Annotated in this window: 22 protein-coding genes and 1 riboswitch; of the genes, 14 read left to right on the plus strand and 8 right to left on the minus strand. The window is 73.4% G+C overall.

All coding sequences use genetic code 11. The features are described from left to right. The first annotated feature begins 1 nt into the window (after position 1). The 7 genes from cbiQ (at position 2) to BJP25_RS05560 (ending at position 7,054) form a co-directional block, all read left to right on the plus strand. Positions 2–760 carry a cobalt ECF transporter T component CbiQ gene (cbiQ, locus tag BJP25_RS05530; protein ID WP_075973673.1) on the plus strand — a complete coding sequence of 253 codons (759 nt, stop codon included), beginning with the start codon at positions 2–4 and terminating at the stop codon, positions 758–760. After that, positions 751–1,488, plus strand: a complete 738-nt coding sequence (locus tag BJP25_RS05535) for an energy-coupling factor ABC transporter ATP-binding protein (RefSeq protein WP_408607100.1) — start codon at positions 751–753, stop codon at positions 1,486–1,488. Before cbiQ ends, BJP25_RS05535 begins: the two co-directional genes overlap by 10 nt. Positions 1,489–1,572: 84 nt before the next feature. After that, a riboswitch (glycine riboswitch) is annotated at positions 1,573–1,665 on the plus strand. Positions 1,666–2,054: 389 nt separating this feature from the next. Further along, positions 2,055–3,149, plus strand: coding sequence for a glycine cleavage system aminomethyltransferase GcvT (gcvT, locus tag BJP25_RS05540; RefSeq protein ID WP_075973674.1), 1,095 nt, complete (start codon positions 2,055–2,057; stop codon positions 3,147–3,149). 70 nt (positions 3,150–3,219) lie between these two features. Next, a complete protein-coding gene (gene gcvH / locus BJP25_RS05545) occupies positions 3,220–3,606 on the plus strand; it encodes a glycine cleavage system protein GcvH (RefSeq protein WP_075973675.1) in 387 nt (128 codons plus the stop codon). Then, positions 3,603–4,889, plus strand: a complete 1,287-nt coding sequence (locus BJP25_RS05550; RefSeq protein ID WP_198943350.1) for a serine hydroxymethyltransferase — start codon at positions 3,603–3,605, stop codon at positions 4,887–4,889. Before gcvH ends, BJP25_RS05550 begins: the two co-directional genes overlap by 4 nt. A gap of 186 nt (positions 4,890–5,075) precedes the next feature. Beyond that, positions 5,076–6,449, plus strand: a complete 1,374-nt coding sequence (locus BJP25_RS05555; protein WP_075973677.1) for an L-serine ammonia-lyase — start codon at positions 5,076–5,078, stop codon at positions 6,447–6,449. Positions 6,450–6,634: 185 nt separating this feature from the next. Then, positions 6,635–7,054 carry a hypothetical protein gene (locus BJP25_RS05560; protein WP_143218888.1) on the plus strand — a complete coding sequence of 140 codons (420 nt, stop codon included), beginning with the start codon at positions 6,635–6,637 and terminating at the stop codon, positions 7,052–7,054. Between the two features lie 21 nt (positions 7,055–7,075). Here the strand turns inward: BJP25_RS05560 and BJP25_RS33080 are convergent, their stop codons facing one another. Together BJP25_RS33080 and ku are read right to left on the minus strand one after the other, a co-directional pair. Further along, positions 7,076–7,264 (minus strand): hypothetical protein, encoded by a 189-nt coding sequence (locus tag BJP25_RS33080; protein ID WP_075974102.1) that lies wholly within the window; start codon positions 7,262–7,264, stop codon positions 7,076–7,078. A 17-nt stretch (positions 7,265–7,281) separates the two neighbouring features. Then, entirely contained in the window at positions 7,282–8,271 is a 990-nt protein-coding gene (gene ku / locus BJP25_RS05570) for a non-homologous end joining protein Ku (RefSeq protein WP_075973679.1), read from the minus strand. A gap of 159 nt (positions 8,272–8,430) precedes the next feature. Between ku and BJP25_RS05575 the strand changes: the two genes are divergently transcribed. Beyond that, positions 8,431–8,727: a WhiB family transcriptional regulator gene (locus BJP25_RS05575; protein ID WP_075973680.1), complete on the plus strand. Its 297-nt coding sequence runs from the start codon at positions 8,431–8,433 to the stop codon at positions 8,725–8,727. 61 nt (positions 8,728–8,788) lie between these two features. Here BJP25_RS05575 and BJP25_RS05580 read toward each other — a convergent pair whose 3' ends face one another. The 3 genes from BJP25_RS05580 to BJP25_RS05590 all read right to left on the minus strand — a co-directional run bounded on the left by BJP25_RS05580 (position 8,789) and on the right by BJP25_RS05590 (position 10,662). Further along, positions 8,789–9,541, minus strand: a complete 753-nt coding sequence (locus BJP25_RS05580) for a SigB/SigF/SigG family RNA polymerase sigma factor (protein WP_075974103.1) — start codon at positions 9,539–9,541, stop codon at positions 8,789–8,791. A gap of 86 nt (positions 9,542–9,627) precedes the next feature. Further along, positions 9,628–10,086, minus strand: coding sequence for an ATP-binding protein (locus BJP25_RS05585; protein ID WP_075973681.1), 459 nt, complete (start codon positions 10,084–10,086; stop codon positions 9,628–9,630). 96 nt (positions 10,087–10,182) lie between these two features. Further along, the gene (locus BJP25_RS05590) at positions 10,183–10,662 is read right to left on the minus strand and encodes an ANTAR domain-containing protein (protein ID WP_075973682.1); all 480 of its coding nucleotides are present in this window, start codon (positions 10,660–10,662) and stop codon (positions 10,183–10,185) included. A 392-nt stretch (positions 10,663–11,054) separates the two neighbouring features. Here BJP25_RS05590 and BJP25_RS05595 point away from each other — a divergent pair, with 392 nt between their 5' ends. The 6 genes from BJP25_RS05595 to BJP25_RS05620 all read left to right on the plus strand — a co-directional run bounded on the left by BJP25_RS05595 (position 11,055) and on the right by BJP25_RS05620 (position 15,855). After that, a complete protein-coding gene (locus BJP25_RS05595) occupies positions 11,055–11,360 on the plus strand; it encodes an iron-sulfur cluster biosynthesis protein (RefSeq protein WP_075973683.1) in 306 nt (101 codons plus the stop codon). 99 nt (positions 11,361–11,459) lie between these two features. Next, entirely contained in the window at positions 11,460–11,999 is a 540-nt protein-coding gene (locus tag BJP25_RS05600; RefSeq protein ID WP_075973684.1) for a hypothetical protein, read from the plus strand. 117 nt (positions 12,000–12,116) lie between these two features. Then, entirely contained in the window at positions 12,117–13,517 is a 1,401-nt protein-coding gene (gene lpdA / locus BJP25_RS05605; RefSeq protein ID WP_075973685.1) for a dihydrolipoyl dehydrogenase, read from the plus strand. Between the two features lie 196 nt (positions 13,518–13,713). Further along, on the plus strand, positions 13,714–14,880 hold the full coding sequence (locus BJP25_RS05610; RefSeq protein ID WP_158075601.1) for an alpha/beta hydrolase: 1,167 nt from the start codon (positions 13,714–13,716) through the stop codon (positions 14,878–14,880). 70 nt (positions 14,881–14,950) lie between these two features. Beyond that, on the plus strand, positions 14,951–15,370 hold the full coding sequence (locus BJP25_RS05615) for an organic hydroperoxide resistance protein (RefSeq protein WP_075973687.1): 420 nt from the start codon (positions 14,951–14,953) through the stop codon (positions 15,368–15,370). A gap of 14 nt (positions 15,371–15,384) precedes the next feature. After that, positions 15,385–15,855, plus strand: coding sequence for a MarR family winged helix-turn-helix transcriptional regulator (locus tag BJP25_RS05620; protein WP_075973688.1), 471 nt, complete (start codon positions 15,385–15,387; stop codon positions 15,853–15,855). On the opposite strand, the gene BJP25_RS34515 is transcribed toward BJP25_RS05620, so the two are convergent. The 3 genes from BJP25_RS34515 to gltB form a co-directional block, all read right to left on the minus strand. Beyond that, positions 15,825–15,992, minus strand: a complete 168-nt coding sequence (locus BJP25_RS34515; protein WP_198943351.1) for a hypothetical protein — start codon at positions 15,990–15,992, stop codon at positions 15,825–15,827. The genes BJP25_RS05620 and BJP25_RS34515 overlap by 31 nt on opposite strands. A 312-nt stretch (positions 15,993–16,304) precedes the next feature. After that, complete coding sequence (locus BJP25_RS05625) at positions 16,305–17,774, minus strand: glutamate synthase subunit beta (protein ID WP_075973689.1); 1,470 nt, start codon at positions 17,772–17,774, stop codon at positions 16,305–16,307. A gap of 68 nt (positions 17,775–17,842) precedes the next feature. Beyond that, complete coding sequence (gltB, locus tag BJP25_RS05630; RefSeq protein WP_075973690.1) at positions 17,843–22,369, minus strand: glutamate synthase large subunit; 4,527 nt, start codon at positions 22,367–22,369, stop codon at positions 17,843–17,845. Between the last annotated feature and the right edge of the window lie 116 nt (positions 22,370–22,485).

Raw genomic sequence — 22,485 nt, forward strand, 5'->3', positions numbered from 1 at the left:
GGTGGGGGCGGGACACGCGCACCTGCTGCACCGGCCCGGCGACACCCCAGTGCACCGGCTGCCGCCGCAGGTCAAGCTCGTGGCGGCGCTGGTGGTGGTGCTCTGCGTGGTGTCGACCCCGCGCACGGAGTTCTGGGCGTTCGGGCTGTACCTGCTGGTGCTGGCGGGGGTGTGGGCGGTCGCCCGCATCCCCCCGCACTGGCTGGCCAAGCGCGCGCTGATCGAGGCGCCGTTCGTGGTGCTGGCCCTGGCGCTGCCGTTCCTGGCGGGCGGGCCGAGCACGCGGCTGCTGGGCGTCACCGTGTCCGAGACCGGGCTGCTCACCGGGTGGAACATCCTGGTCAAGGGCACCTTGGGCGTGCTGGTCTCGCTCACCCTCGCCGCCACCACCACCCCGCGCGACCTGCTGGTGGGGTTGCAGCGGCTGCGGGTGCCCAGCCTGGTCACCACCATCGCCACGCTCATGCTGCGCTACCTCGACGTGATCACCGCCGAGGCGCGGCGGATGCGCGTCGCCCGCATCTGCCGCGGGCACGACCCGCGCTTCCTCTGGCAGGTCGGCGCCACCGCCAAGGCCGTCGGCACGCTGTTCATCCGCAGCTACGAGCGCGGCGAGCGGGTGCACCTGGCGATGGTGTCGCGCGGCTGGACCGGGGCGATGCCCGACGCCGGGGGCGCGGCGGCCCCGCGCACCTGGCTGCTCGGCCTGGCCCCCGCGTTGGGGGCCGCCGCGGTCCTGGGGGCCACACTGTGGGGGTGACGCCCGCCCTGCTCGTCGAAGGCCTCGCCTACGCCTACCCCGACGGCCACCAGGCCCTCTTCGGCATCGACCTGCGGGTGGAGCCCGGCGAGCGGGTGGCCGTCCTGGGGCCCAACGGCGCGGGCAAGACCACCCTGGTGCTGCACCTCAACGGCGTGCACACCCCGGGCGCCGGGTCGGTCTCGGTGGGCGGGCTGGCGGTGGAGCGCAAGAACCTCAAGGAGGTCCGCCGCCGGGTCGGCATCGTCTTCCAGGACCCCGACGACCAGCTGTTCATGCCCACCGTGCGCGAGGACGTGGCCTTCGGCCCGGCCAACTTCGGCCTGCGCGGCGCCGAGCTCGACGAGCGGGTGGCCGCGGCGCTGGCCGCGGTCGGCATGGCCGAGCACGCCGACCGCTCACCGCTGCACCTGTCCGGCGGGCAGCGCCGCCGGGTGGCCTTGGCCACGGTGCTCGCCTGCGACCCCGAGGTGCTGGTGCTCGACGAGCCGTCGGCGAACCTGGAACCGGTGGCCCGCCGGGAGCTGGCCGAGGTGCTGCTCTCCCTGGACCGCACGACGCTGATGGTCACCCACGACCTGCCCTACGCCCTGCAGCTGTGCCCGCGCAGCGTGCTGGTCGACGGGGGCGTGGTGGTCGCCGACGGCCCCACCCGCGACCTGCTCGCCGACTCCGCGCTGCTCGCCGCGCACCGGCTGGAGCTGCCGTTCGGCTTCCGCCTGGACTGAGCGCGCGCCCACCGCGCGCGCCGGGCTGGACTGCGCGGGCCGCGGCTGGTTAGGTGGGCCGCACAAGCGAAGATCGGGCCGCCACGAGCCGGGACGGGAGAGCCCCCAGCAGCACCGGGGGCACCGAAGGAGCAAGCTCCCCGCCAATCTCTCAGGTACAGCTACCGCCCCTGGCCAGGCCACTCTGGAAAGCGGGCGCCCCAGGGCGCCCCACCCACGGTGCAAGCCGCGGGCCACCGGTCGCACCCCGGGGTCGCGGTGAAGCTCTCAGGTCCCATGACAGAGGGGGAGTTCCCAGTCCGCGCACGTCCGGAGGAACTCCCGAATGCCCGTCCGCCAGGCCACCGTGCCCGCCCAGCCCCCATCCCCGTCCCGCCGGGACACCGTTCACCCCGACCTGTCCCCAGGTCGGGGTTCCGAGCTGCCCGCCGCCGGACGCCCGTGCCAGGCTGGGCGCACACCGCCAGCCTGAGCGCCCCACCCACCCGCCCGCCCGCCAGCCCATCTGCTTACCCGCCCGCCCCGGCCCGCGCCGGTCGTCACGCCCGAGGAGAACGGACACCCCCATGAGCACACCCTCCCCCCTGCACGCGGTGCACGAGGCCCTGGGCGCCTCCTTCACCGACTTCGCGGGCTGGGCGATGCCGCTGCGCTACGGCAGCGAGCTGGCCGAGCACAAGGCCGTCCGCACCGCGGCGGGCCTGTTCGACCTCAGCCACATGGGCGAGATCGAGCTGACCGGCCCGCAGGCCGCCGAGGCGCTGGACTACGCCCTGGTCGGCAAGCTGTCGGCGGTGGCGCCCGGGCGCGCGAGGTACACGATGGTGGTCAACGCCGAGGGCGGGGTGCTCGACGACCTGGTGGTGTACCGGTTGGCCGAGGACCGCTTCCTGGTGGTGGCCAACGCCTCCAACGCCGCGACCGTCGCGGGCGCCCTGGTCGAGCGGGCCGCGGGCTTCGACGTCGAGGTCGTCGACAGGTCCGCGGCCACCGCCCTCATCGCCGTCCAGGGGCCCACCTCCGCCGCGGTCGTCGCGGCGGTCACCGGGGCCGACCTGGGCGCGCTGAAGTACTACGCCAGCGTCCCGGCCACCGCCGCCGGGCACGACGTGCTGCTCGCCCGCACCGGCTACACCGGCGAGGACGGGTTCGAGCTGTACGTCCCCGCCGAGCAGGCCACCGACGTGTGGGCCGCGCTCACCGAGGCCGGGCAGGGCCACGGCCTCGTCCCCGCCGGGCTCGCCTGCCGCGACACGCTGCGCCTGGAGGCGGGCATGCCGCTCTACGGCAACGAGCTCAGCGCCGCGCTCACCCCGTTCGACGCCGCCCTCGGCCGGGTGGTCAAGTTCGACAAGGGCGACTTCGTCGGCCGCGCGGCCCTGGAGCGCCGCCGCGACGCCGACGTCCCGGAGCAGGTGCTCGTCGGCCTGCGGGCCGAGGGCAGGCGCGCACCCCGGCACGGCTACCCCGTGCACGACAGCTCCGGCGCGGTCATCGGCTCGGTCACCAGCGGCGCCCTGTCGCCCACGCTGGGGCACCCGGTGGCCCTCGCCTACGTGCCGGTGGCCCACAGCGCCCCCGGCACCACCCTCGCGGTCGACCTGCGCGGCAAGGAACTGCCGGTCGAGGTCGTCGCGCTGCCCTTCTACCGGCGCGCCTGACCCGCGCGACCTCCCCCCGACAGCCCGAGCACAGCACTGCGACGACCGGCACCAGAGATCGAAGGACGAGATGACCAACCCGCAGAACCTGTCCTACACCCAGGAGCACGAGTGGATCGACCTCGCGGACACCACCGCCGCGGCGGTCGGCATCACCAAGTACGCCGCCGACTCCCTGGGTGACGTGGTCTTCGTGCAGCTGCCCGAGGTCGGCGCGCGCGCCACCGCGGGCGAGCCGCTGGGCGAGATCGAGTCCACCAAGTCCGTCAGCGACCTCTACGCCCCGGTCGGCGGCGAGGTCGTGGAGATCAACGAGGCCGTGGTGGACAACCCCGAGCTGGTCAACCTCGACCCGTTCGGCGACGGCTGGCTCTTCCGCGTCCGGGTGGACGGCACGCCGGAGGGCCTGCTCGACGCCGCGGGCTACGACGCCTTCACCACCGAGTCGGGGGAATGAGCCCGGTGAGCACCTTCTCCCAGCACCTGGCCGAGGTCGACCCGGAGGTCGCCGCCGCGATCGATGCCGAGCTGCACCGCCAGCGCGACACCCTGGAGATGATCGCCTCGGAGAACTTCGCCCCCCTGGGCGTGCTCGAGGCGCACGGCTCCGTGCTGACCAACAAGTACGCCGAGGGCTACCCCGGCAAGCGCTACTACGGCGGCTGCGAGCACGTCGACGTGGTGGAGGACCTGGCCCGCGAGCGGGTCAAGGCCCTCTTCGGCGCCGAGCACGCCAACGTCCAGCCGCACTCCGGCGCGCAGGCCAACGCCGCGGCGATGGCCGCGGTGCTCAAGCCCGGCGACACCATCCTGGGCCTGGACCTGGCCCACGGCGGGCACCTCACGCACGGCATGAAGATCAATTTCTCCGGCAGGCTCTACGACGTGGCCGCCTACCACGTCGACCGGGAGACCGGCCTGGTCGACATGGCCGAGGTCGAGCGGCTGGCGCACGAGCGCAAGCCCTCGCTGGTGATCGCGGGCTGGTCGGCCTACCCGCGGCAGCTCGACTTCGCGGAGTTCCGCCGGATCGCCGACGAGGTGGGCGCCAAGCTGCTGGTCGACATGGCGCACTTCGCAGGCCTGGTGGCCGCGGGGCTGCACCCCAGCCCGGTGCCGCACGCCGACCTGGTGACCACCACCACGCACAAGACCCTCGGCGGCCCGCGCGGCGGCGTCGTGCTGTGCAAGCAGGAGCTGGCCAAGAAGGTCGACTCCGCGGTGTTCCCCGGCCAGCAGGGCGGCCCGCTGGAGCACGTGGTGGCGGCCAAGGCCGTGGCGTTCAAGATCGCCGCCTCGGCCGAGTTCGCCGAGCGGCAGAAGCGCGTCCTGGAGGGCGCCACCGTCCTGGCGGACCGGCTCGCCCAGGCCGACTGCGCCGAGGCGGGCGTGAAGGTGGCCACCGGCGGCACCGACGTGCACCTGGTCCTGGTCGACCTGGTGGGCTCCGCGCTCAACGGCCAGCAGGCCGAGGACCGCCTGCACGACATCGGCATCACGGTCAACCGCAACGCCGTGCCGTTCGACCCGCGCCCGCCGATGGTCACCTCCGGCCTGCGGATCGGCACCCCGGCGCTGGCCACCCGCGGCTTCACCGGCGAGGACTTCGCCGAGGTCGCCGACGTCATCGCCACCGCGCTCACCGCGGGCCCCGAGCTCGACGACGAGGCCGCGGCGGCCCTGCGCGGCCGCGTCGCCGCCCTCACCGCCCGCCACCCGCTCTACCCCGAGCTGGGCTGACGGGACCCCGCGCCGCCCCCGGCGGCGCGCGCACGACCCTGCCGCCACCCCGGGGCAGGCCCGAGCCACCGGCCCGCGCGACCGCGCGGGTCCACGGGCACCCGCTCCACCCGAGCGGGGCCGACCAGGTGGGGTGGGGACCGCGACCCGGTCCCCGCCCACCACCGCGGAGCCAGGAGGTACGTCGTGGCGGTCAGCGCCTTCGACCTGTTCAGCGTCGGCATCGGGCCGTCCAGCTCGCACACCGTGGGGCCGATGCGGGCCGCGCTGATGTTCACCGAGGGGCTGCGCGACGCCGGGCTGCTCGACCGGGTGGCGCGGGTGCGCGCGCAGCTGTTCGGCTCGCTCGGGGCCACCGGGCACGGCCACGGCAGCGACAAGGCCGTGCTGCTGGGCCTGGAGGGGGAGCGGCCGGAGGACGTCGACACCGCCGCGGTGCCCGAGCGGGTCGCCGCCATCCGCGCCCGCGGCGAACTGGCCCTGCTCGGCGCGCACCGGATCGCCTTCACCGAGGACGACGACCTCGTCCTGCACCGGCGCCGCGCGCTGCCGCTGCACCCCAACGGGATGACCTTCGCCGCCTTCGACGCGGCCGGGGCGCCGCTGGCCGAGCGGACCTACTACTCCGTCGGCGGCGGGTTCGTCCTCGACGAGGACGCCGCGGGCGGGCCGGTGATCTCCGCCGACACCACCCCGGTGCCCTACCCGTTCCGCTCCGGCGCCGACCTGCTGGAGCACTGCCGCGCCCACGACCTCACCATCGCGCAGGTGATGCTGGCCAACGAGCTGGTCTGGCGCACCGAGGAGCAGGTGCGGGCCGGGCTGCTCGACATCTGGCGGGTGATGCGCGAGTGCATCGAGGCCGGGTGCGAGCGCGACGGCGTGCTGCCCGGGGGGCTGAAGGTGCCGCGCAGGGCGAAGGCGCTGCACGCGAAGCTGCTCGCCGAGGACGGCACCGACGACCCGCTCTACGTCATGGACTGGGTCACCCTCTACGCCCTGGCCGTCAACGAGGAGAACGCCTCCGGCGGCCGGGTCGTCACCGCCCCCACCAACGGCGCCGCGGGCATCATCCCGGCGGTGCTGACCTACTACACCCGGTTCGTCTCGGTGGCGACCCTCGACGGCGTGGTGGACTTCCTGCTCACCGCCGCCGCGATCGGCGTGGTGCTCAAGGAGACCGGCTCCATCTCCGGCGCCGAGGTCGGCTGCCAGGGCGAGGTCGGCTCCGCGTGCGCGATGGCCGCGGCGGGGCTGACCGCGGTGCTCGGCGGCACGGTCGCGCAGGTGGAGAACGCCGCCGAGATCGGCCTGGAGCACCACCTCGGGCTCACCTGCGACCCGGTCGGCGGCCTGGTGCAGATCCCGTGCATCGAGCGCAACGCCGTGGGCTCCACCAAGGCCATCAACGCCTCCCGGATGGCCCTGCGCGGCGACGGCACCCACGTGGTGCACCTGGACAAGGTCATCAAGACCATGCGCCAGACCGGCGCCGACATGCACACCAAGTACAAGGAGACAGCGCGCGGCGGCCTCGCCCTCAACGTCATCGAGTGCTGACCGCGCGGCGGACCACCGCGAACCGCTGCGCGCCAACGGGTGCCGCGCGTCCCGCGCGTCCACAAAGGGCGTTACGCCGTCCGGGCGACCGCGTGCGGTTGTCCACCTCTTGTCCTGTTCCGGCGCCGCCGCGCGTGGTTACGATCCACGCCCGGTCCGGTCGCGGCAGGGAAGGGGGCGGGGTCGTGGGGGACGAGGGAGACCTCGTGCGGCAGGTCGTCGAGCAGGTGGACGCGCCCGCGCACGCGGTGGTGCGGGCGCTGCTGGCGCAGGAGCGCATCGAGCCCGCGACGGCGACCCGCTTCACCCTGGGGGTGCACCGCGCCCGCCGGGCCCTGCTGGCCGCCTGGGCCGACCTCGACGAGCACGCCAGGGCCGACCTGCGCCAAGCCCTCGTGCTCGACTACCACAGGGCCGTCCGCGACCTGCTCGCCGACCTCGACCCCGGCGACGTCCCGCGGCTGCCGCGCGCCCCGGAACCGGCCCGCGTGGCCCTGGAGACCCACCCCGGCCTGCGCGCCTGGCTGCGCTCGGTCCTCGAAGCCACCCTCGGCGACCCGGTCCCGCACCAGCGCACCCACCACCCCGGCACCGAACCCGCCTGAGCGCCCGGCCGGGGCCCGGGGTCAGGACGCGCGGCGGTCGCGGGCGGTGGCCCGGTCGGCGGCGGCCAGCCGCAGGACGAGGGGGTGCACCGCCTCGTCGAGGTCCTCGCACTCGGGGTCGCTGCACTCCACGACCCCGGTACCCGCCACCAGCAGCGTCCCGTGGCAGTGGGCCAAGCCGACCGCGCAATCCGGGCATTCCCCGCGCACCTGCGCCACCCTCCCGTTCACGACGCGCGCCGCCCTCCGGCGGCCACGGCCTCCTGCAGTTCGTCCCTCGTCATCTTGGACCTGCCCTTGATGTCGAGCTCGCGCGCCATCTTCTCCAACTCCGCCTTGCTCAGCGCACCGAGGTCCACCTCCGGGGCCTTCGACCGGCCCCGGGAGCGGGACGACCCGGCGGACCCGGACGAGCCCTGGTCCCCACCCGAGCGGCGCTTGCGCCTGCTCTCCACGCTCTTGCTCAGCGCCTCGAACAGGTCCACCACCTTCGTCGGCGCGGCGGGCTCCTCCTCGGCGACGACCTCGTTGCCCTTGCGCTTGTCCTCGATGAGCCGCTCGACGCGCTGGGTGTAGGTGTCGTGGTAGTTGTCCGGGTCCCACTCGTCGGTCATCGAGTCGATGAGGTTGACCGCCATGTCCAGCTCCTTGCCGCGCGCCGGGAACACCTCCGGCATCGACTTGAGCTCCTGGGCGGGGTCGCGGATGTCCTCGGCGAACAGCAGCGTGGTGAGGATGAGCAGGTCCTCACCGGCGCGGATGGCGGTCAGGTACTCCTTGCCGCGCATCACGAAGCTGGCGATGCCCGCCCGGCCGGTCTTGCGCATGGCCTGCAGCAGCAGCGAGTAGGCCTTGCCGTACTCGTCCTTGGAGGGGGCCAGCCAGTAGGTCTTCTGGAAGTGGATCGGGTCGATCTCCTCCAGGGCGACGAAGCTGGAGATGTCGATCGTGCGCGAGCGCCCGGGGGCGATCCGGTCCAGCTCGTCCGGCTCGACGATCACGTACTCGCCGCCGCCGACCTCGGCGCCCTTGACGATGTCGGCGTAGGCGACCTCCTCGCCGGTGCGCTCGTTGACCCGCTTGTACCGGATCCGGTCGGAGGTGCCGCGCTCGAACTGCCGGAAGCTGATGGTGTGGTCCTCGGTGGCGCCGAACATGTCCACCGGCACCGTCACCAGGCCGAAGTTGATCGCTCCGTGCCAAATCGGTCGCGCCACGTCACCCTCCAGGGCGGCTCGCTCCGCCGCTGTCGCCGGTTCGGCCCCGAGCAGGGCAAAAGTCCTGTTCAGCAGCCCACCGAGAATTCTCTGCACACCTCGTTTGACCGCGCAACCGCTCGGGTACCACCGGGTCAACCAGCCACGAGGGGAGCCCCCATGAGCGACGTCTCTCGCCTGCCCGGACCGGTTGCCGACACCTGGGACTGGCAGCGGCGCGGCGCGTGCCGCGGGATGGACAGCGCGCGCTTCTTCCACCCGGACGCCGAGCGCGGGCAGGCCAGGGCCGCGCGGGTGCGCTCCGCCAAGGAGATCTGCAGCGCCTGCCCGGTGCTCGCCCAGTGCCGCGAGCACGCGCTGACGGTGATCGAGCCCTACGGCATCTGGGGCGGGATGGACGAGGCCGAGCGCCGCGCCGCCTACGCCGCCAGGAACCGGGCGGCCAAGGCCTCCTGACCCCCGCGCTGACCCGCGGTCCCCCGCACCCGCGCCGACCGGCCCCGGCCGCCCCGGCGCCTCAGCCCTGGTCCGGCTCCTCCACCAGCCCCGTGCGCAGGGCTTCGAGGGTCTTCGACAGCAGCCGGGACACGTGCATCTGCGAGACGCCGATCCGCTCCGCGATCTGCGTCTGGGTCATGTTCTTGAAGAAGCGCAGCATGAGGATCGTGCGCTCGCGCTCGGGCAGCCGCTGGATGAGCGGCCGCAGCGACTCGTGGTCCTCGATGCCCAGCAGCGCCGCGTCGTCCTCGCCCAAGGTGTCGGCCAGCGGGTCGGAGTCCGGCTCGCTGGAGGACAGCGCCTCGTCCAGCGACACCGACTGGTAGACCTGCCCGGCCTCCAGGCCCTCGTAGACGTCCTCCTTGGGGATGGACAGGTGCTCGGCGATCTCGCTGGGCGTCGGCGCGCGCCCGAGCCGCTGGGACAGCTCGTTGCCCGCCGCCGAGATCGTCAGGTGCAGCTCCTTGAGCCGCCGGGGCACCCGCACCGACCAGGCGGTGTCCCGGAAGTACCGGCGGACCTCGCCCATGATCGTCGGCACCGCGTAGGACAGGAAGTCGATCCCGCGGCCGGGGTCGAACCGGTCCACGGCGTTGATCAGCCCCACCGTGCCGACCTGCACCAGGTCGTCGCGCGCCACGCCGCGGTGGGCGAAGCGGGTGGCGATGTGCTCGGCCAGCGGCAGGTGCCCGGTGACCAGGCGCTCGCGCAGCGGGTCGCGCCGGGGGTCGCCCGGGGGCAGCTCCGCGAGCTGGGCGAACACCGGTGCCAGGTGGGTGTACTCGTGCCCGTTCTGCTCCTCCGGGACCTGCCCGCCGTCGCCGGGCCCGCTGCTCCTGTGCTCCTCGCGTCTGGGCGTCACGGGGTGCCCCCCGTCCGGCCGCGGGCGATGGCGATGCGCAACTGGGGTTCCCCGTCGCGACCGGGCCCGGACCAGGAGTCCACCTCGTCGGTGAGCGTGGTCAGCACCTTCCACCCGAACGAGGAGGTGTCCACCGACACCGGCTCCCCGGTCGGCACCCACGCCTCGACCCGGACCAGGTCGCCGTCGCGGGCGAACGAGCACTCCAGCGCCGCCCCCGGCCGCGCCCGGGTGATCAGGGTCGAGCACACCTCGTCGACGGCGAGCTTGAGGTCGGAGATGGCGTCGATGTCGTGGTCGAGCAGGGCCGCCACGGTGCCCGCCACCGACCGCACGACCGGCAGGTTGGCCAGGTCGGCGGCCAGCCGCACGCGGATGCGGTCGTCGACGGCCGGGGCGAACGCGGACCCGGCCTCGGTGCTGCCCCCGGCCACCCGGTGCTCACTGTCGGTCATCGCTTCGGACTCCCATCCGGTTCTCCCCGGGCCGCGCCTGTGCGGCCCGCCCCCAACCTAACCCGGCGCGCGCGGGCGCCCGGTGCGCCCGCCCGCTCAGCCCGGTGGCTCCGGCTCGCCCGCCATCGGGCCCAGCACCTCGTACGGCGGGACCCAGCCGCGGTCGAGCAGCAGCCGGTACAGCTCGTGCGCCGCCTGCTCGCGGGTACCCGGCTCACCCGCGGCGGCCAGCGCGCGCACCGCCGCCAGCAACCCCTCGTCGGGGCGCATGGCGTCGGCGTCGTCCTCCGGCGCGGGCTCGTCACCCGCGGTGGTGCGCCGCAGGTAGGCCTCCAGCGGCTCGGCGCCCGGCTCGGCGAACATGCCGACGACCAGGTGCGCGATCCGGTGCAGCTTGGTGTTGTACTGCTGCGACAGCCGCACCAGGGCCTCGAACGCCTCGCCGGGTGAGCACCGCCGCAGCACCACCAGCACGCCCATGGCCTGCTCGATGGTGGCCCGGGTCCGCAGGGCGCGCCGCAGACCGTCCAGCTCGGACCGCAGCTGTGCGATCCGGCCGTCGTGGTCGGGCGTCACCGGCGCCCTCCACCGCACGACGGCGGTCTTCGCACCGCGCTGCCCATCCTCGCTCCTCCTGGCTCATCCCGGTTCCTGCAGGGGTTCGCGCGGGCGAGGAGGGCGCGTCGGGGACAGCCGACGCGGGTGCGGGTCGGGCAACTCGCAGCTACTCGCTTCGCGCGAGCGCCGGGACCGGGTGGATCCGGACCGGGCGCGCTGCGGCTGCTTGCTCAACCGCTCGGCCCCACTCTAAAGATCACGGCGAGGAGGGGGCAAGCCGGGTGGACCCCGACCGCCCGGCGGGCGGGGTGGGACCTGCGTACGGTGGGCCGGGCAAGGCGCACGACCGAGACCGATGACGCGACGGGAGGGGCAACGGCGCCCCGGTCGACACGGAGAGGAGCCAGAGGATGCTGGCGGTCACAGAGGCGGCAGCGGACGCGATCAGCGCGCTGACCAGGCAGGACGGCATCGCCGACGAGGGTGGGCTGCGGTTCACCCTGGTCCAGCCGGAACACGACGGGGCCGCGCCGCTCGCGGTCGCGCTGGCCCCCGCGCCGGTGGACGGCGACCAGGTGGTGAGCCCCAAGCCCCAGGCGAACGTGTTCCTGGAGCCGGGCGCGGCCGACCTGCTCGACGACAAGGTGCTCGACGTCCAGCAGGACGCCGAGGGGCACCTGAACTTCGCGGTCCTGGAGCAGCCGCCGACGGCCTGACCCGGGTGCGAGATGCGCCACTGGTCGACCCGGGTGGGTGATTGAACCCACCCAACCTGGGTACGCCCCCTCCAGGGTGGGCGAAATCAGGAGGTTGATGTGCAGGACCAGGTGGCGAGAACCCCCGAGCTGATCCCCGCGACCCCGCTGTGGCGCGGGCCCGACTCCGGCCCGGCCGCGGTGGTGCTGGCCGCGCAGGACCGGCGCCCGCACGAGCTGCCGGGTGCCTGGCGCCCGCTGGAGCGCCACTTCCAGCTGGCGTGGTGCGCCGTGCCCAGCGGGGTGGTGGGGGAGCTGCACCGCATCGAGGACGTCCTGGAGACCCTGGCGGACCGCAATTCGCGGGCGCACCTGGTCGCCGACGCCGCGCTGGTGGACATCGCCGTCCGCCTCGCGGCGGAGTTCCCCGGCACCGTCGCCGGGCTGGTGCTCGTCGGTCCCGGGACCGGCACCGCCGATGTCGAGGTCGACGCGGCCCTGCCCGTGCACCGGCTGCCCGCGACCGGGGTGGCCGACGCGGCCGCCGCCCGCCAGGTGCAGGTGCTCCTCGACGGCGCGGACCGGCGGCGGCCCGCCGCCGTGGTCGTCCCGGCCGCCCGCGTGGGCGGCTCGGCGTGGCTACCCGCGGGTAGGGGCTGAACGCCCCCGGGGCGCGCGTGACCGGCCCCACCCCGCCGTGCGCGCCGCGCCCGACCCGGCAGGTCGGGGGCGGTGCCGGGCGGGGGAGCGGGCCCGCGCCGGAATAGTGTGGGGGCCATGAGCACACACTTCGACGTGGTCGTCCTCGGCGCTGGACCCGGCGGGTACGTCGCGGCGATCCGCGCCTCCCAGCTCGGGCTGTCCACGGCCATCATCGAGGAGAAGTACTGGGGCGGGGTCTGCCTCAACGTCGGGTGCATCCCGTCCAAGGCCCTGCTGCGCAACGCCGAGATCGCCCACCTGGTGACCCGGGAGGCCGACGCGTTCGGCATCCGCGGCGCCGAGGGCGTCACGTTCGACTACGGCGCCGCCTTCACCCGCAGCCGCTCGGTCGCCGACGGCCGGGTCAAGGGCGTGCACTACCTGATGAAGAAGAACAAGATCACCCAGTTCGAGGGCCGCGGCAGCTTCACCGACGCCAACACCATCGAGGTCCAGCTGGGCTCCGGCGGCACCGAGACCGTCACCTTCTCCCACGCCATCATCGCCGCGGGCGCCACCACCCGGCTGCTGCCGGGCACCTCGCTGAGCGAGCGCGTGGTCACCTACGAGGAGCAGATCCTCGCCTCCGAGCTGCCGGGCAGCATCGTCATCGCCGGGGCGGGCGCCATCGGCGTCGAGTTCGGCTACGTGCTGCACAACTACGGCGTGCAGGTCACCATCGTCGAGTTCCTCGACCGCGTGGTGCCGCTGGAGGACGAGGAGGTCTCCAAGGAGCTGTCCCGCCGCTACCGCAAGCTGGGCATCGACGTGCGCACCGGCACCCGCGTGGAGAAGATCGACGACTCCGGCGACAAGGTCCGCGTCACGGTGTCCAAGGGCGGCAAGGAGGAGGTGCTGGAGACCGACAAGGTCATGCAGGCCATCGGCTTCCAGCCCCGCGTCGAGGGCTACGGCCTGGACAAGACCGGCGTCGCCCTCACCGAGCGCGGCGCCATCGACGTCGACGGCCGCTGCCGCACCTCGGTCCCGCACATCTTCGCCATCGGCGACGTCACCGCCAAGCTCATGCTCGCCCACGCCGCGGAGTCGATGGGCATCGTCGCCGCCGAGACCATCGCGGGCGCGGAGACCATGGAGCTGGACTACGTGATGATCCCCCGCGCGACCTACTGCCAGCCCCAGGTCGCCAGCTTCGGCTACACCGAGGCCCAGGCCAGGGAGAAGGGCTTCGACGTCAAGGTCGCCAAGTTCCCCTTCACCGCCAACGGCAAGGCCCACGGCCTCGCCGACCCCGGCGGCTTCGTCAAGCTCATCAGCGACACCACCCACGGCGAACTCCTCGGCGCCCACCTCATCGGCCCCGACGTCACCGAACTGCTCCCCGAGCTCACCCTCGCCCAGCAGTGGGACCTCACCGTCCACGAGGTCGCCCGCAACGTCCACGCCCACCCCACCCTCGGCGAAGCCGTCAAGGAAGCCGTCCACGGCCTCGCCGGTCACATGATCAACTTCTGACCGTCGGCGCGCGCGGCCCCCGGGAGCACCGCTCCCGGGGGCCGCTGCCGTGCAGCGGGTCGTGCGGAGCCTGGTCGGGATGTGGCTGCTCGAACCTGGCTGACCCGGTTGTCGGCCCGGTCGCGGGGTTCGCTGTGCGGGGATGGTTTCAGTCGCTCACGATGGGGAGGTGATGCGGCGAGGTGTGTGGGCGGTTGTGGGCACTGTGGTGGTTGCCTGGTTCGCGGTGGGATTGCTGCTGTTGGCGGTGGGGGCGTTCTTGCCCGGGTTGGGGTTGTTGGGCGATGTGGGGACGGCCGTGGCCGCTACCACCGCTGCGCCTTCGGTTGTGGTGGGGCTGGTCGTCATCGGTGCGGCTTTGTTGGTGCGCAAGCGCTTTCGGCGGGTGGGGGCTGTGTTGGCGGGGGTCAGCGGTGTGGGGACTGCGGCCGCTCTGGTGATCTGCGGGTTGTTCTGGAGTGCCACGACCAACGCCGGTGGGTCCATCAACCCGCTCCTGGCGATGTTCCCCAACCCCTCCACCAACACCGCTCCCGACGAGCACACCGTCTACACCACGACGCCGAGTGGGCAGGAGCTTCGTGCTGCTGTGTACCGGTCCTCGGCGGCGAATTCGTCCCTGCTGGTCTACGTGCACGGTGGGGGGTGGGTTGCGGGGTCCGAACTGGACAGAGGGAAGGACATGCGGTGGTTCGCTGACCGCGGGTGGACGGTTGTCAGCGTCGAGTACACGTTGGCCACGGACGAGCTGCACACCTGGGACGTCGCGGGGCCGCAGGTCGGGTGTGCGTTGCGGTGGGCTGTGGAGCGGGCGCCGGGGTGGGGGGCTGATGGTGGGCGGGTGGCGTTGTTGGGGGATTCGGCGGGGGGACAGTTGGCTGTGACCACCGCTTACCTGGCTGCGCAGGGGAAGGCTGTTTCGTCGTGCGGTGGGCAGGTGCCGCGGGTGGGTGCGGTGGCGGTGCAGTACCCGGCTGTGGATCCGGTGGGCGGCTACGAGAACGGTTACGCGTTCGGGGACTCCCTGGCCACGGACACGCGCAGGCTTGGTCGGGCGTACTTCGGGGGGACGCCCGCGGAGGTGCCGGAGCGGTACCGGGCGTTGTCGGGGGAGGCGGTGGTCAGCGCGCAGGCGCCGCCGACGTTGGTGATCTCGCCGGATGATGACGTGGTGGTGCCCGCGGTGGGGGTGCGGCGGTTCGTGGACGTGGCGCGGCGGGGCGGGGTGGCGGTGACCTCGGTGGCGCTGCCCTTCGCCAACCACGCGTACGACACGGGGGCGCAGGGGTCGTTGGGGAACCAGGCGCGGTTGAGCGTGACGGAGGGGTTCCTGCGGCGGGTGCTGCCGGTCACAGGCGATTGAGTTGTGCGCAACTGAACTCGGCGGTAACGTCGACGGTGTCGAGCACGACGAGAAGACGCAGGAGGCAGACGTGAAGGCGCTCTACGAGGCCAAGGCCACCGCCACCGGTGGGGGGCGGTCCGGGCACGTGCGGTCCGAGGACGGGGTGCTGGACTTCGACCTGGCCGTGCCCAAGTCCATGGGCGGGCCCGGTGGGGACAAGCCGAACCCGGAGCTGCTGTTCGCCGCCGGGTACTCCGCGTGCTTCCACGGCGCGTTGCAGGTCGTCGCGCGGCAGGCCAAGGTGGACGTGGACGGGTCGCGGGTGGATGCCACCGTCGGCATCGGCGCGATCGACGGCGGCGGCTACGGGCTGGCCGTGGCGCTGACCGTCAGCATCCCGGGTGTGCCGGAGGAGGTCGCGCAGGAGCTGGTGGAGAAGGCGCACCAGGTGTGCCCGTACTCCAACGCCACCCGTGGGAACATCGACGTCCAGCTGTCCGTGGTCTGATCCAGGAGGTTGTCATGACCGACCGCGCGCCGGGGCTGCTCGAGCAGCAGCTGTGCTTCGCCCTGTACTCGGCGTCGCGGGCCATGACGACCTGCTACCGACCGCTGCTGGACGAGGTGGGCCTGACCTACCCGCAGTACATCGTGCTGCTGGCCCTGTTCGACCGCGGCCCGCTGTCGGTCAAGGACCTCGGCGAGACCCTGCGGCTGGACTCCGGCACCCTCTCGCCCCTGCTCAAGCGCATGGAGGCGGGCGGGGTGGTGCGCCGCGAGCGCAGCCAGGAGGACGAGCGCAGCGTGGTCGTCTCGCTCACCGACCAGGGCGAGGCCCTGCGGTCGGGCGTGCAGCGCATGCCCGCCGCCATCGTCGAGGCCACCGGCAGCACCGTCGAGCAGATCGTGGACCTGCAGGCGCAGGTCACCGCCTTCCTCACCCGCCTGGAGGCGGCGCGGGATCAGCCCTCGGCCCGGTCCCGGGCGTCGTAGGCCAGGTCGGCGTAGTCCGGGGCGTGCTCGGTCTCCCGCAGGGCGACCAGCTCGTGCGGCAGCACCCGCGGCGGCAGCTGCCCGAAGTCGGTGAACCGGAGGAACGCGAAGTCCTCGTCGGTCAGGTCGTCGGCCACGGGGCGCAGTGTCCCGCGCGGTGCGCGGTCTTGTCGACAGCCCGTCATCCCAAGTGTGGATGGCGGGCTGTTGCTGCGTTGGGGAGCATCCGGGAGTTTGGGGGCGGGCTGAAAAGACGCCCGCCCGTCCCGTTGGGTAGCACATGATCGCCTCCCCGACCAAGCACAACCACCCCATCGAGCATCTGCGTAGCCGGGGCGCCTGCTGCGAGGGGGATTGCGTTGTGCCAGGGAGGGGGAGAGGGGTTGGGGAGGGAAAGGGACGGCCCCGCGAACGTCGTTGGTCGCGGGGCCGTTGCTGGGGGGTGCGGCTCAGGTGAGGGGGCGGTCGGTGGGGTCGATGGGGCGGGGGAGGACGGTGCGGCCGGTGAGGTAGGCGTCGACGCCCGCCGCGGCGGAGCGGCCCTCGGCGATGGCCCAGACGATGAGGGACTGGCCGCGGCCCATGTCGCCCGCGGTGAAGACGCCGGGGACGGTGGTCTGGTAATCGGGGCCGCGGGCGACGTTGCCGCGCTGGTCGAGGTCGACGCCGAGGTCGGTGAGCAGGGCGCCCTTCTCCGGGCCGGTGAAGCCCATGGCGAGGGTGACGAGCTGGGCGGGGATCTCGCGCTCGGAGCCGGGGACCGGGGTGAAGCGGCCGTCGACGTTCTCCACCTCGGCCAGGCGCAGGGCGCGGACGTTGCCGTGCTCGTCGCCCAGGAACTCGGTGGTGGAGACGGCGTAGACGCGCTCGCCGCCCTCCTCGTGGGCCGAGGACACCCGGTAGAGCATCGGGTAGGTGGGCCACGGGAAGGCGTCGGTGCGGGCGTCGGCGGGGCGGGGCATGATCTCCAGCTGGGTGACCGAGGCCGCGCCCTGGCGGTGGGAGGTGCCGACGCAGTCCGCGCCGGTGTCGCCGCCGCCGATGACCACCACGTGCTTGCCCGCCGCGGAGATGGCGGGCTCGGCCAGCGAGCCCGCCGCGACCCGGTTGGCCAGCGGCAGGAACTCCATCGCCTGGTGCACCCCGCCCAGCTCGCGGCCGGGGATGGGCAGGTCGCGCCACTGGGTCGCGCCACCGGCCAGGACCACCGCGTCGTGGTCGGCGCGCAGCTGCTCGGCGGTGATGTCGACGCCGATGTCGACCCCGGTGGTGAACTCGGTGCCCTCGGCGCGCATCTGCGCCAGGCGCCGGTCGAGGCGGAACTTCTCCATCTTGAACTCGGGGATGCCGTAGCGCAGCAGCCCGCCGACGGCGTCGGCCCGCTCGTAGACCACGACGTCGTGGCCCGCGCGGGTCAGCTGCTGGGCCGCGGCCAGGCCCGCCGGGCCGGAGCCGACGACCGCGACCCGCTTGCCGGTCCTGGTCGCGGGCGGCTGCGGGGTCACCCAGCCCTCGTCCCAGGCGCGGTCGACGATGGAGATCTCCACCCGCTTGATCGTGACCGGGTCGTCGTTGATCCCGAGCACGCACGCCGCCTCGCACGGCGCCGGGCACAGCGTCCCGGTGAACTCCGGGAAGTTGTTGGTCGCGTGCAGCCGCTCGCTGGCGACCTTCCAGTCCTGGCGCCACACCAGGGTGTTCCACTCGGGGATCAGGTTCCCCAGCGGGCAGCCGTTGTGGCAGAACGGGATGCCGCAGTCCATGCAGCGGCCCGCCTGCTCGGCGCCCTTGCCGCCCGCGGTGAACTCGGCCACCGACTCCTGGGCGTAGACCTCGCGCCAGTCCTGCAGGCGCAGGAACACCGGGCGGCTGGTGGGCGTCTCGCGCCGGGTGGTCAGGAAACCCTTCGGGTCAGCCACGGAGCACCTCCTGGGCCGGGGCCGCGCCCAGGGGGCGGGGCCGGGTGGGGGTGGGGGCGCACGTGCTCTCAGCCATGTGCGGCCTCCATGATCGCCTGGTCGATGTCGCGGCCCTCGGCCTCGGCCGCGGCGCTGGCGGCCAGCACGCGCTTGTAGTCCTTGGGCATGACCTTGCTGAACCGGCCCAGCGCGCTGTCCCAGTCGGCCAGCAGCGCGCGCGCCACCGCCGAGTCGGTCTCGGCCAGGTGCTTGGACACCGCCTCGCGCAGGAACGCGTCGTCCTCGGCGTCGAGCGGGTCCAGGTCGACCATCTCGGGGTTGACCCTGGCCCGGTTGAGGTCGAGCACGTAGGCGATGCCGCCGGACATGCCCGCCGCGAAGTTGCGCCCGGTGGGGCCCAGCACCACGACCCGGCCGCCGGTCATGTACTCGCAGCCGTGGTCGCCGATGCCCTCGACGACGGCCAGCGCGCCGGAGTTGCGCACGCAGAACCGCTCCCCGACCTTGCCGCGCAGGAACACCTCGCCCGAGGTCGCGCCGTAGGCGATGACGTTGCCCGCGATGACGTGCTGCTCGGCGGCGAACTGCGCCGAGGGCTGCGGGCGCACCACGATCCGCCCGCCGGACAGGCCCTTGCCGACGTAGTCGTTGCCGTCGCCGACCAGCCGCAGCGTGATCCCCTTGGGCACGAACGCGCCGAAGGACTGGCCCGCGGTGCCGGTGAAGGTGATGTCGATGGTGTCGTCGGGCAGGCCCTCGCCGCCCCAGCGCCGGGTCAGCTCCGAGCCCAGCATGGTGCCCACGGTCCGGTTGACGTTGCGCACCGGCAGTTCCAGGCGCACCTTGTCGCCGGAGCTCAGCGCGCCCTCGGCCAGCTGGATCAGCGTGTTGTCCAGCGCCTTGTCCAGCCCGTGGTCCTGGGCGACGACCCGGTGGCGGGCCGCGCGCGGCTCCAGCGGCGGCACGTGGAAGATCGGCGAGAGGTCCAGGCCGGAAGCCTTCCAGTGGTCCACCGCGGCGCGGGTGTCGAGCACCTCGGCGTGCCCGACCGCCTCGGCGATCGACCGGAAGCCCAGCGCGGCCAGGTACTCGCGCACCTCCTGGGCGATGAACTCGAAGAAGTTGACCACGAACTCCGGCTTGCCGGAGAACTTCGCCCGCAGCGCCGGGTTCTGCGTCGCCACGCCCACCGGGCAGGTGTCGAGGTGGCACACGCGCATCATCACGCAGCCCGACACCACCAGCGGGGCGGTGGCGAAGCCGAACTCCTCGGCGCCCAGCAGCGCCGCGACCACCACGTCGCGGCCGGTCTTGAGCTGCCCGTCGGTCTGCACCACGATCCGGTCGCGCAGCCGGTTGGCCAGCAGGGTCTGCTGGGTCTCGGCCAGGCCAAGCTCCCACGGCCCGCCCGCGTGCTTGATCGACGACAGCGGCGAGGCGCCGGTGCCGCCGTCGTGCCCGGAGATGAGCACCACGTCGGCGTGCGCCTTGGACACCCCCGCCGCGACCGTGCCGACGCCGACCTCGGAGACCAGCTTCACGTGGATGCGGGCGGCCGGGTTGGCGTTCTTGAGGTCGTGGATGAGCTGGGCGAGGTCCTCGATGGAGTAGATGTCGTGGTGCGGCGGCGGGGAGATCAGCCCGACGCCCGGGGTGGAGTGGCGGGTGCGGGCGATCCACGGGTGCACCTTCTGGCCGGGCAGCTGCCCGCCCTCGCCCGGCTTGGCGCCCTGGGCCATCTTGATCTGGATGTCGTCGGCGTTGACCAGGTACTCCGAGGTCACGCCGAAGCGGCCGGAGGCGACCTGCTTGACCGCCGAGCGGCGGCGCGGGTCGTAGAGGCGGTCGGGGTCCTCGCCGCCCTCGCCGGTGTTGGACTTGCCGCCGAGCTGGTTCATCGCGATCGCCAGGGTCTCGTGCATCTCCTTGGAGATGGACCCGTAGGAGATCGCGCCGGTGCCGAACCGCTTGACGATCTCGGAGACCGGCTCGACCTCCTCGACCGGCACCGGTGGGCGCACGCCCTCCTTGAACGCGAACAGCCCGCGCAGCGTCTTCAGCGACACCGACTGGTCGTCGACCAGCCGGGTGTACTCCTTGAAGACCTCGTAGCGGCCCGCCCGGGTGGAGTGCTGGAGCTTGAACACCGTCTGCGGGTTGAACAGGTGCGGCTCGCCCTCGCGGCGCCACTGGTAGTCCCCGCCCACGGCCAGCTCGCGGTGCGCGGCGTGCACGCCGTCCGGGGGGAAGGCGCCGCTGTGCCGCTGCGCCACCTCCTCGGCGATGGTGTCGTAGCCGATGCCGCCGAGGCGGGAGGTGGTGCCGGTGAAGCACTCGGCGACGACCTCCTCGCCCAGGCCGAGCGCCTCGAAGATCTGCGCGCCGTGGTAGGAGGCCACGGTCGACACGCCCATCTTCGACATCGTCTTGCGCACGCCCTTGCCCAGCGCCTTGAGCAGGTTGCGGGCGGCGGTGTGCGGGTCGGTGCCCTTCACCAGGCCGCGGCGGGCCAGGTCCTCGACGGTGGCCATGGCCAGGTACGGGTTCACCGCGGACGCGCCGTAGCCGATCAGCAGCGCGACGTGGTGCACCTCGCGGGCGTCGCCGGACTCGACCACCAGGCTGACCTGGCTGCGGGTCTTCTCCCGCACCAGGTGCTGGTGCACCGCGCCGACGAGCAGCAGCGACGGGATGGGCGCCTGGTGCTCCTCGACGCCGCGGTCGGACAGCACCACCACCCTGGCGCCGTGCTTGATCGCCCAGGACACCTCGGCGCGCACCTCGGCCAGCTGCTCGCGCAGCGCCTCGCCGCCGCCGCGCGGGTCGAACCGGCCGTGGATGGTCACCGACTGGAACTCCGGCAGGTCGCCGTCGTCGTTGGCGTGCGCCAGCTTGGCCAGCTCGTCGTTGTCGAGCACCGGGAACGGCAGCGAGATCCGGCGGCAGGAGTCCGCGCCCGCGGTGAGCAGGTTGGGCTCGGCGCCGATCAGCGTGCCCAGCGAGGTCACCAGCTCCTCGCGGATGGCGTCCAGCGGCGGGTTGGTCACCTGGGCGAACAGCTGGGAGAAGTAGTCGAACAGCGGCCGCTGCCTGCTCGACAGCGGGGCCAGCGGGGCGTCGTTGCCCATCGAGCCGATCGGCTCGGCGCCGGTGCGCGCCATCGGCTCCAGCAGCAGCCCCAGCTCCTCCTCGGTGTAGCCGAAGGCCTGCTGCCTGGTCACCAGGGAGGCGTGCGTGGGCACCTCGCGCTCGCGCGCGGGCAGGGTCTCCAGCGGCAGGATGCCCGCCTCGACCCACTCGCCGTAGGGGTGCTCGGCGGCCAGCTGCCCCTTGATCTCGTCGTCGTCGACGATCCGGCCCTCGGCGGTGTCGACGAGGAACATCCTGCCCGGCTCCAGCCGTCCCTTGCGGACGATGGTGGCCGGGTCGATGTCCAGCACGCCGACCTCGGAGGCCAGCACGACCAGGCCGTCCTCGGTGACCCAGTAGCGGGCCGGGCGCAGGCCGTTGCGGTCGAGCACGGCGCCGATCTGGGTGCCGTCGGTGAACGAGACCAGCGCGGGGCCGTCCCAGGGCTCCATCAGGGTGGAGTGGAACTCGTAGAAGGCCCGGCGGGCCGGGTCCATCTCGGTGTGGTTCTCCCACGCCTCGGGGATCATCATCAGCACCGCGTGCGGCAGGCTGCGCCCGCCCAGGTGCAGCAGCTCCAGCACCTCGTCGAAGCTGGCCGAGTCGCTGGCCGAGCGGCCGATGACCGGGAACACCCGCTGCAGGTCGCCGGGGATGAGGTCGGTGGCGAGCATCGACTCGCGCGCGTCCATCCAGTTGCGGTTGCCGCGCAGGGTGTTGATCTCGCCGTTGTGCGCGATGTAGCGGTACGGGTGCGCCAGCGGCCAGGCCGGGAAGGTGTTGGTGGAGAACCGGGAGTGCACCAGCCCGACCGCGGAGGTCACGCGCTCGTCGGACAGGTCGGGGAAGAACGCCTCGACCTGGGGCTCGGTGAGCATTCCCTTGTAGACCACGGTGCGCGAGGACAGCGAGGCGAAGTAGAGCCCGTGCGCGGTGGTGGCGTGCTCGGCGCGCTTGCGCACGCAGAACGCCAGCCGCTCCAGCGGCAGCCCGGAGCAGCCGTCGGCCGCGGCCAGGAACAGCTGGGCGAAGTGCGGCATGACCGCGCGGGCGGTGGCGCCGGTGTGCTCGGGCACCACCGGCAGCTCGCGCCAGCCCAGGACGACGCCGCCCTCCTCGGCCACGACCGACTCCACGACCGCGACCACCTCGGCCCGCGCGTCGGCGTCGACGGGCAGGAAGGCGGTGCCCACGGCGTAGGCACCGGCCTCGGGGAGGTCGAAGTCGACGACGTCGCGGTAGAAGGCGTCGGGGACCTGGATCAGGATGCCCGCGCCGTCACCGGTGTCCGGCTCGGCGCCGCGGGCGCCGCGGTGCTCCAGGTTGCGCAGCGCGGTGAGGGCCTTGCTGACGATCGCGTGGTCTCTGCGGCCGGAGAGGTCGGCCACGAAGGCCACGCCGCAGGCGTCGTGCTCGAAGTTCTCGTCGTACAGACCACCGCGCAGGTGGTCTTGGCGGGTCGTCACAGCTAGCGGCCCTCCCAAGGTCAGGAGCGCGCGCACGGGGATCCGGTCGCGGGGGGAAGGCGCCCTGGGGCGGCTTCACCGGCGACTCGGCCCGGTGCCGCGTCGGAGAAGTCCCG

The sequence above is a fragment of the Actinokineospora bangkokensis genome (assembly GCF_001940455.1).
Lineage (GTDB): Bacteria > Actinomycetota > Actinomycetes > Mycobacteriales > Pseudonocardiaceae > Actinokineospora > Actinokineospora bangkokensis.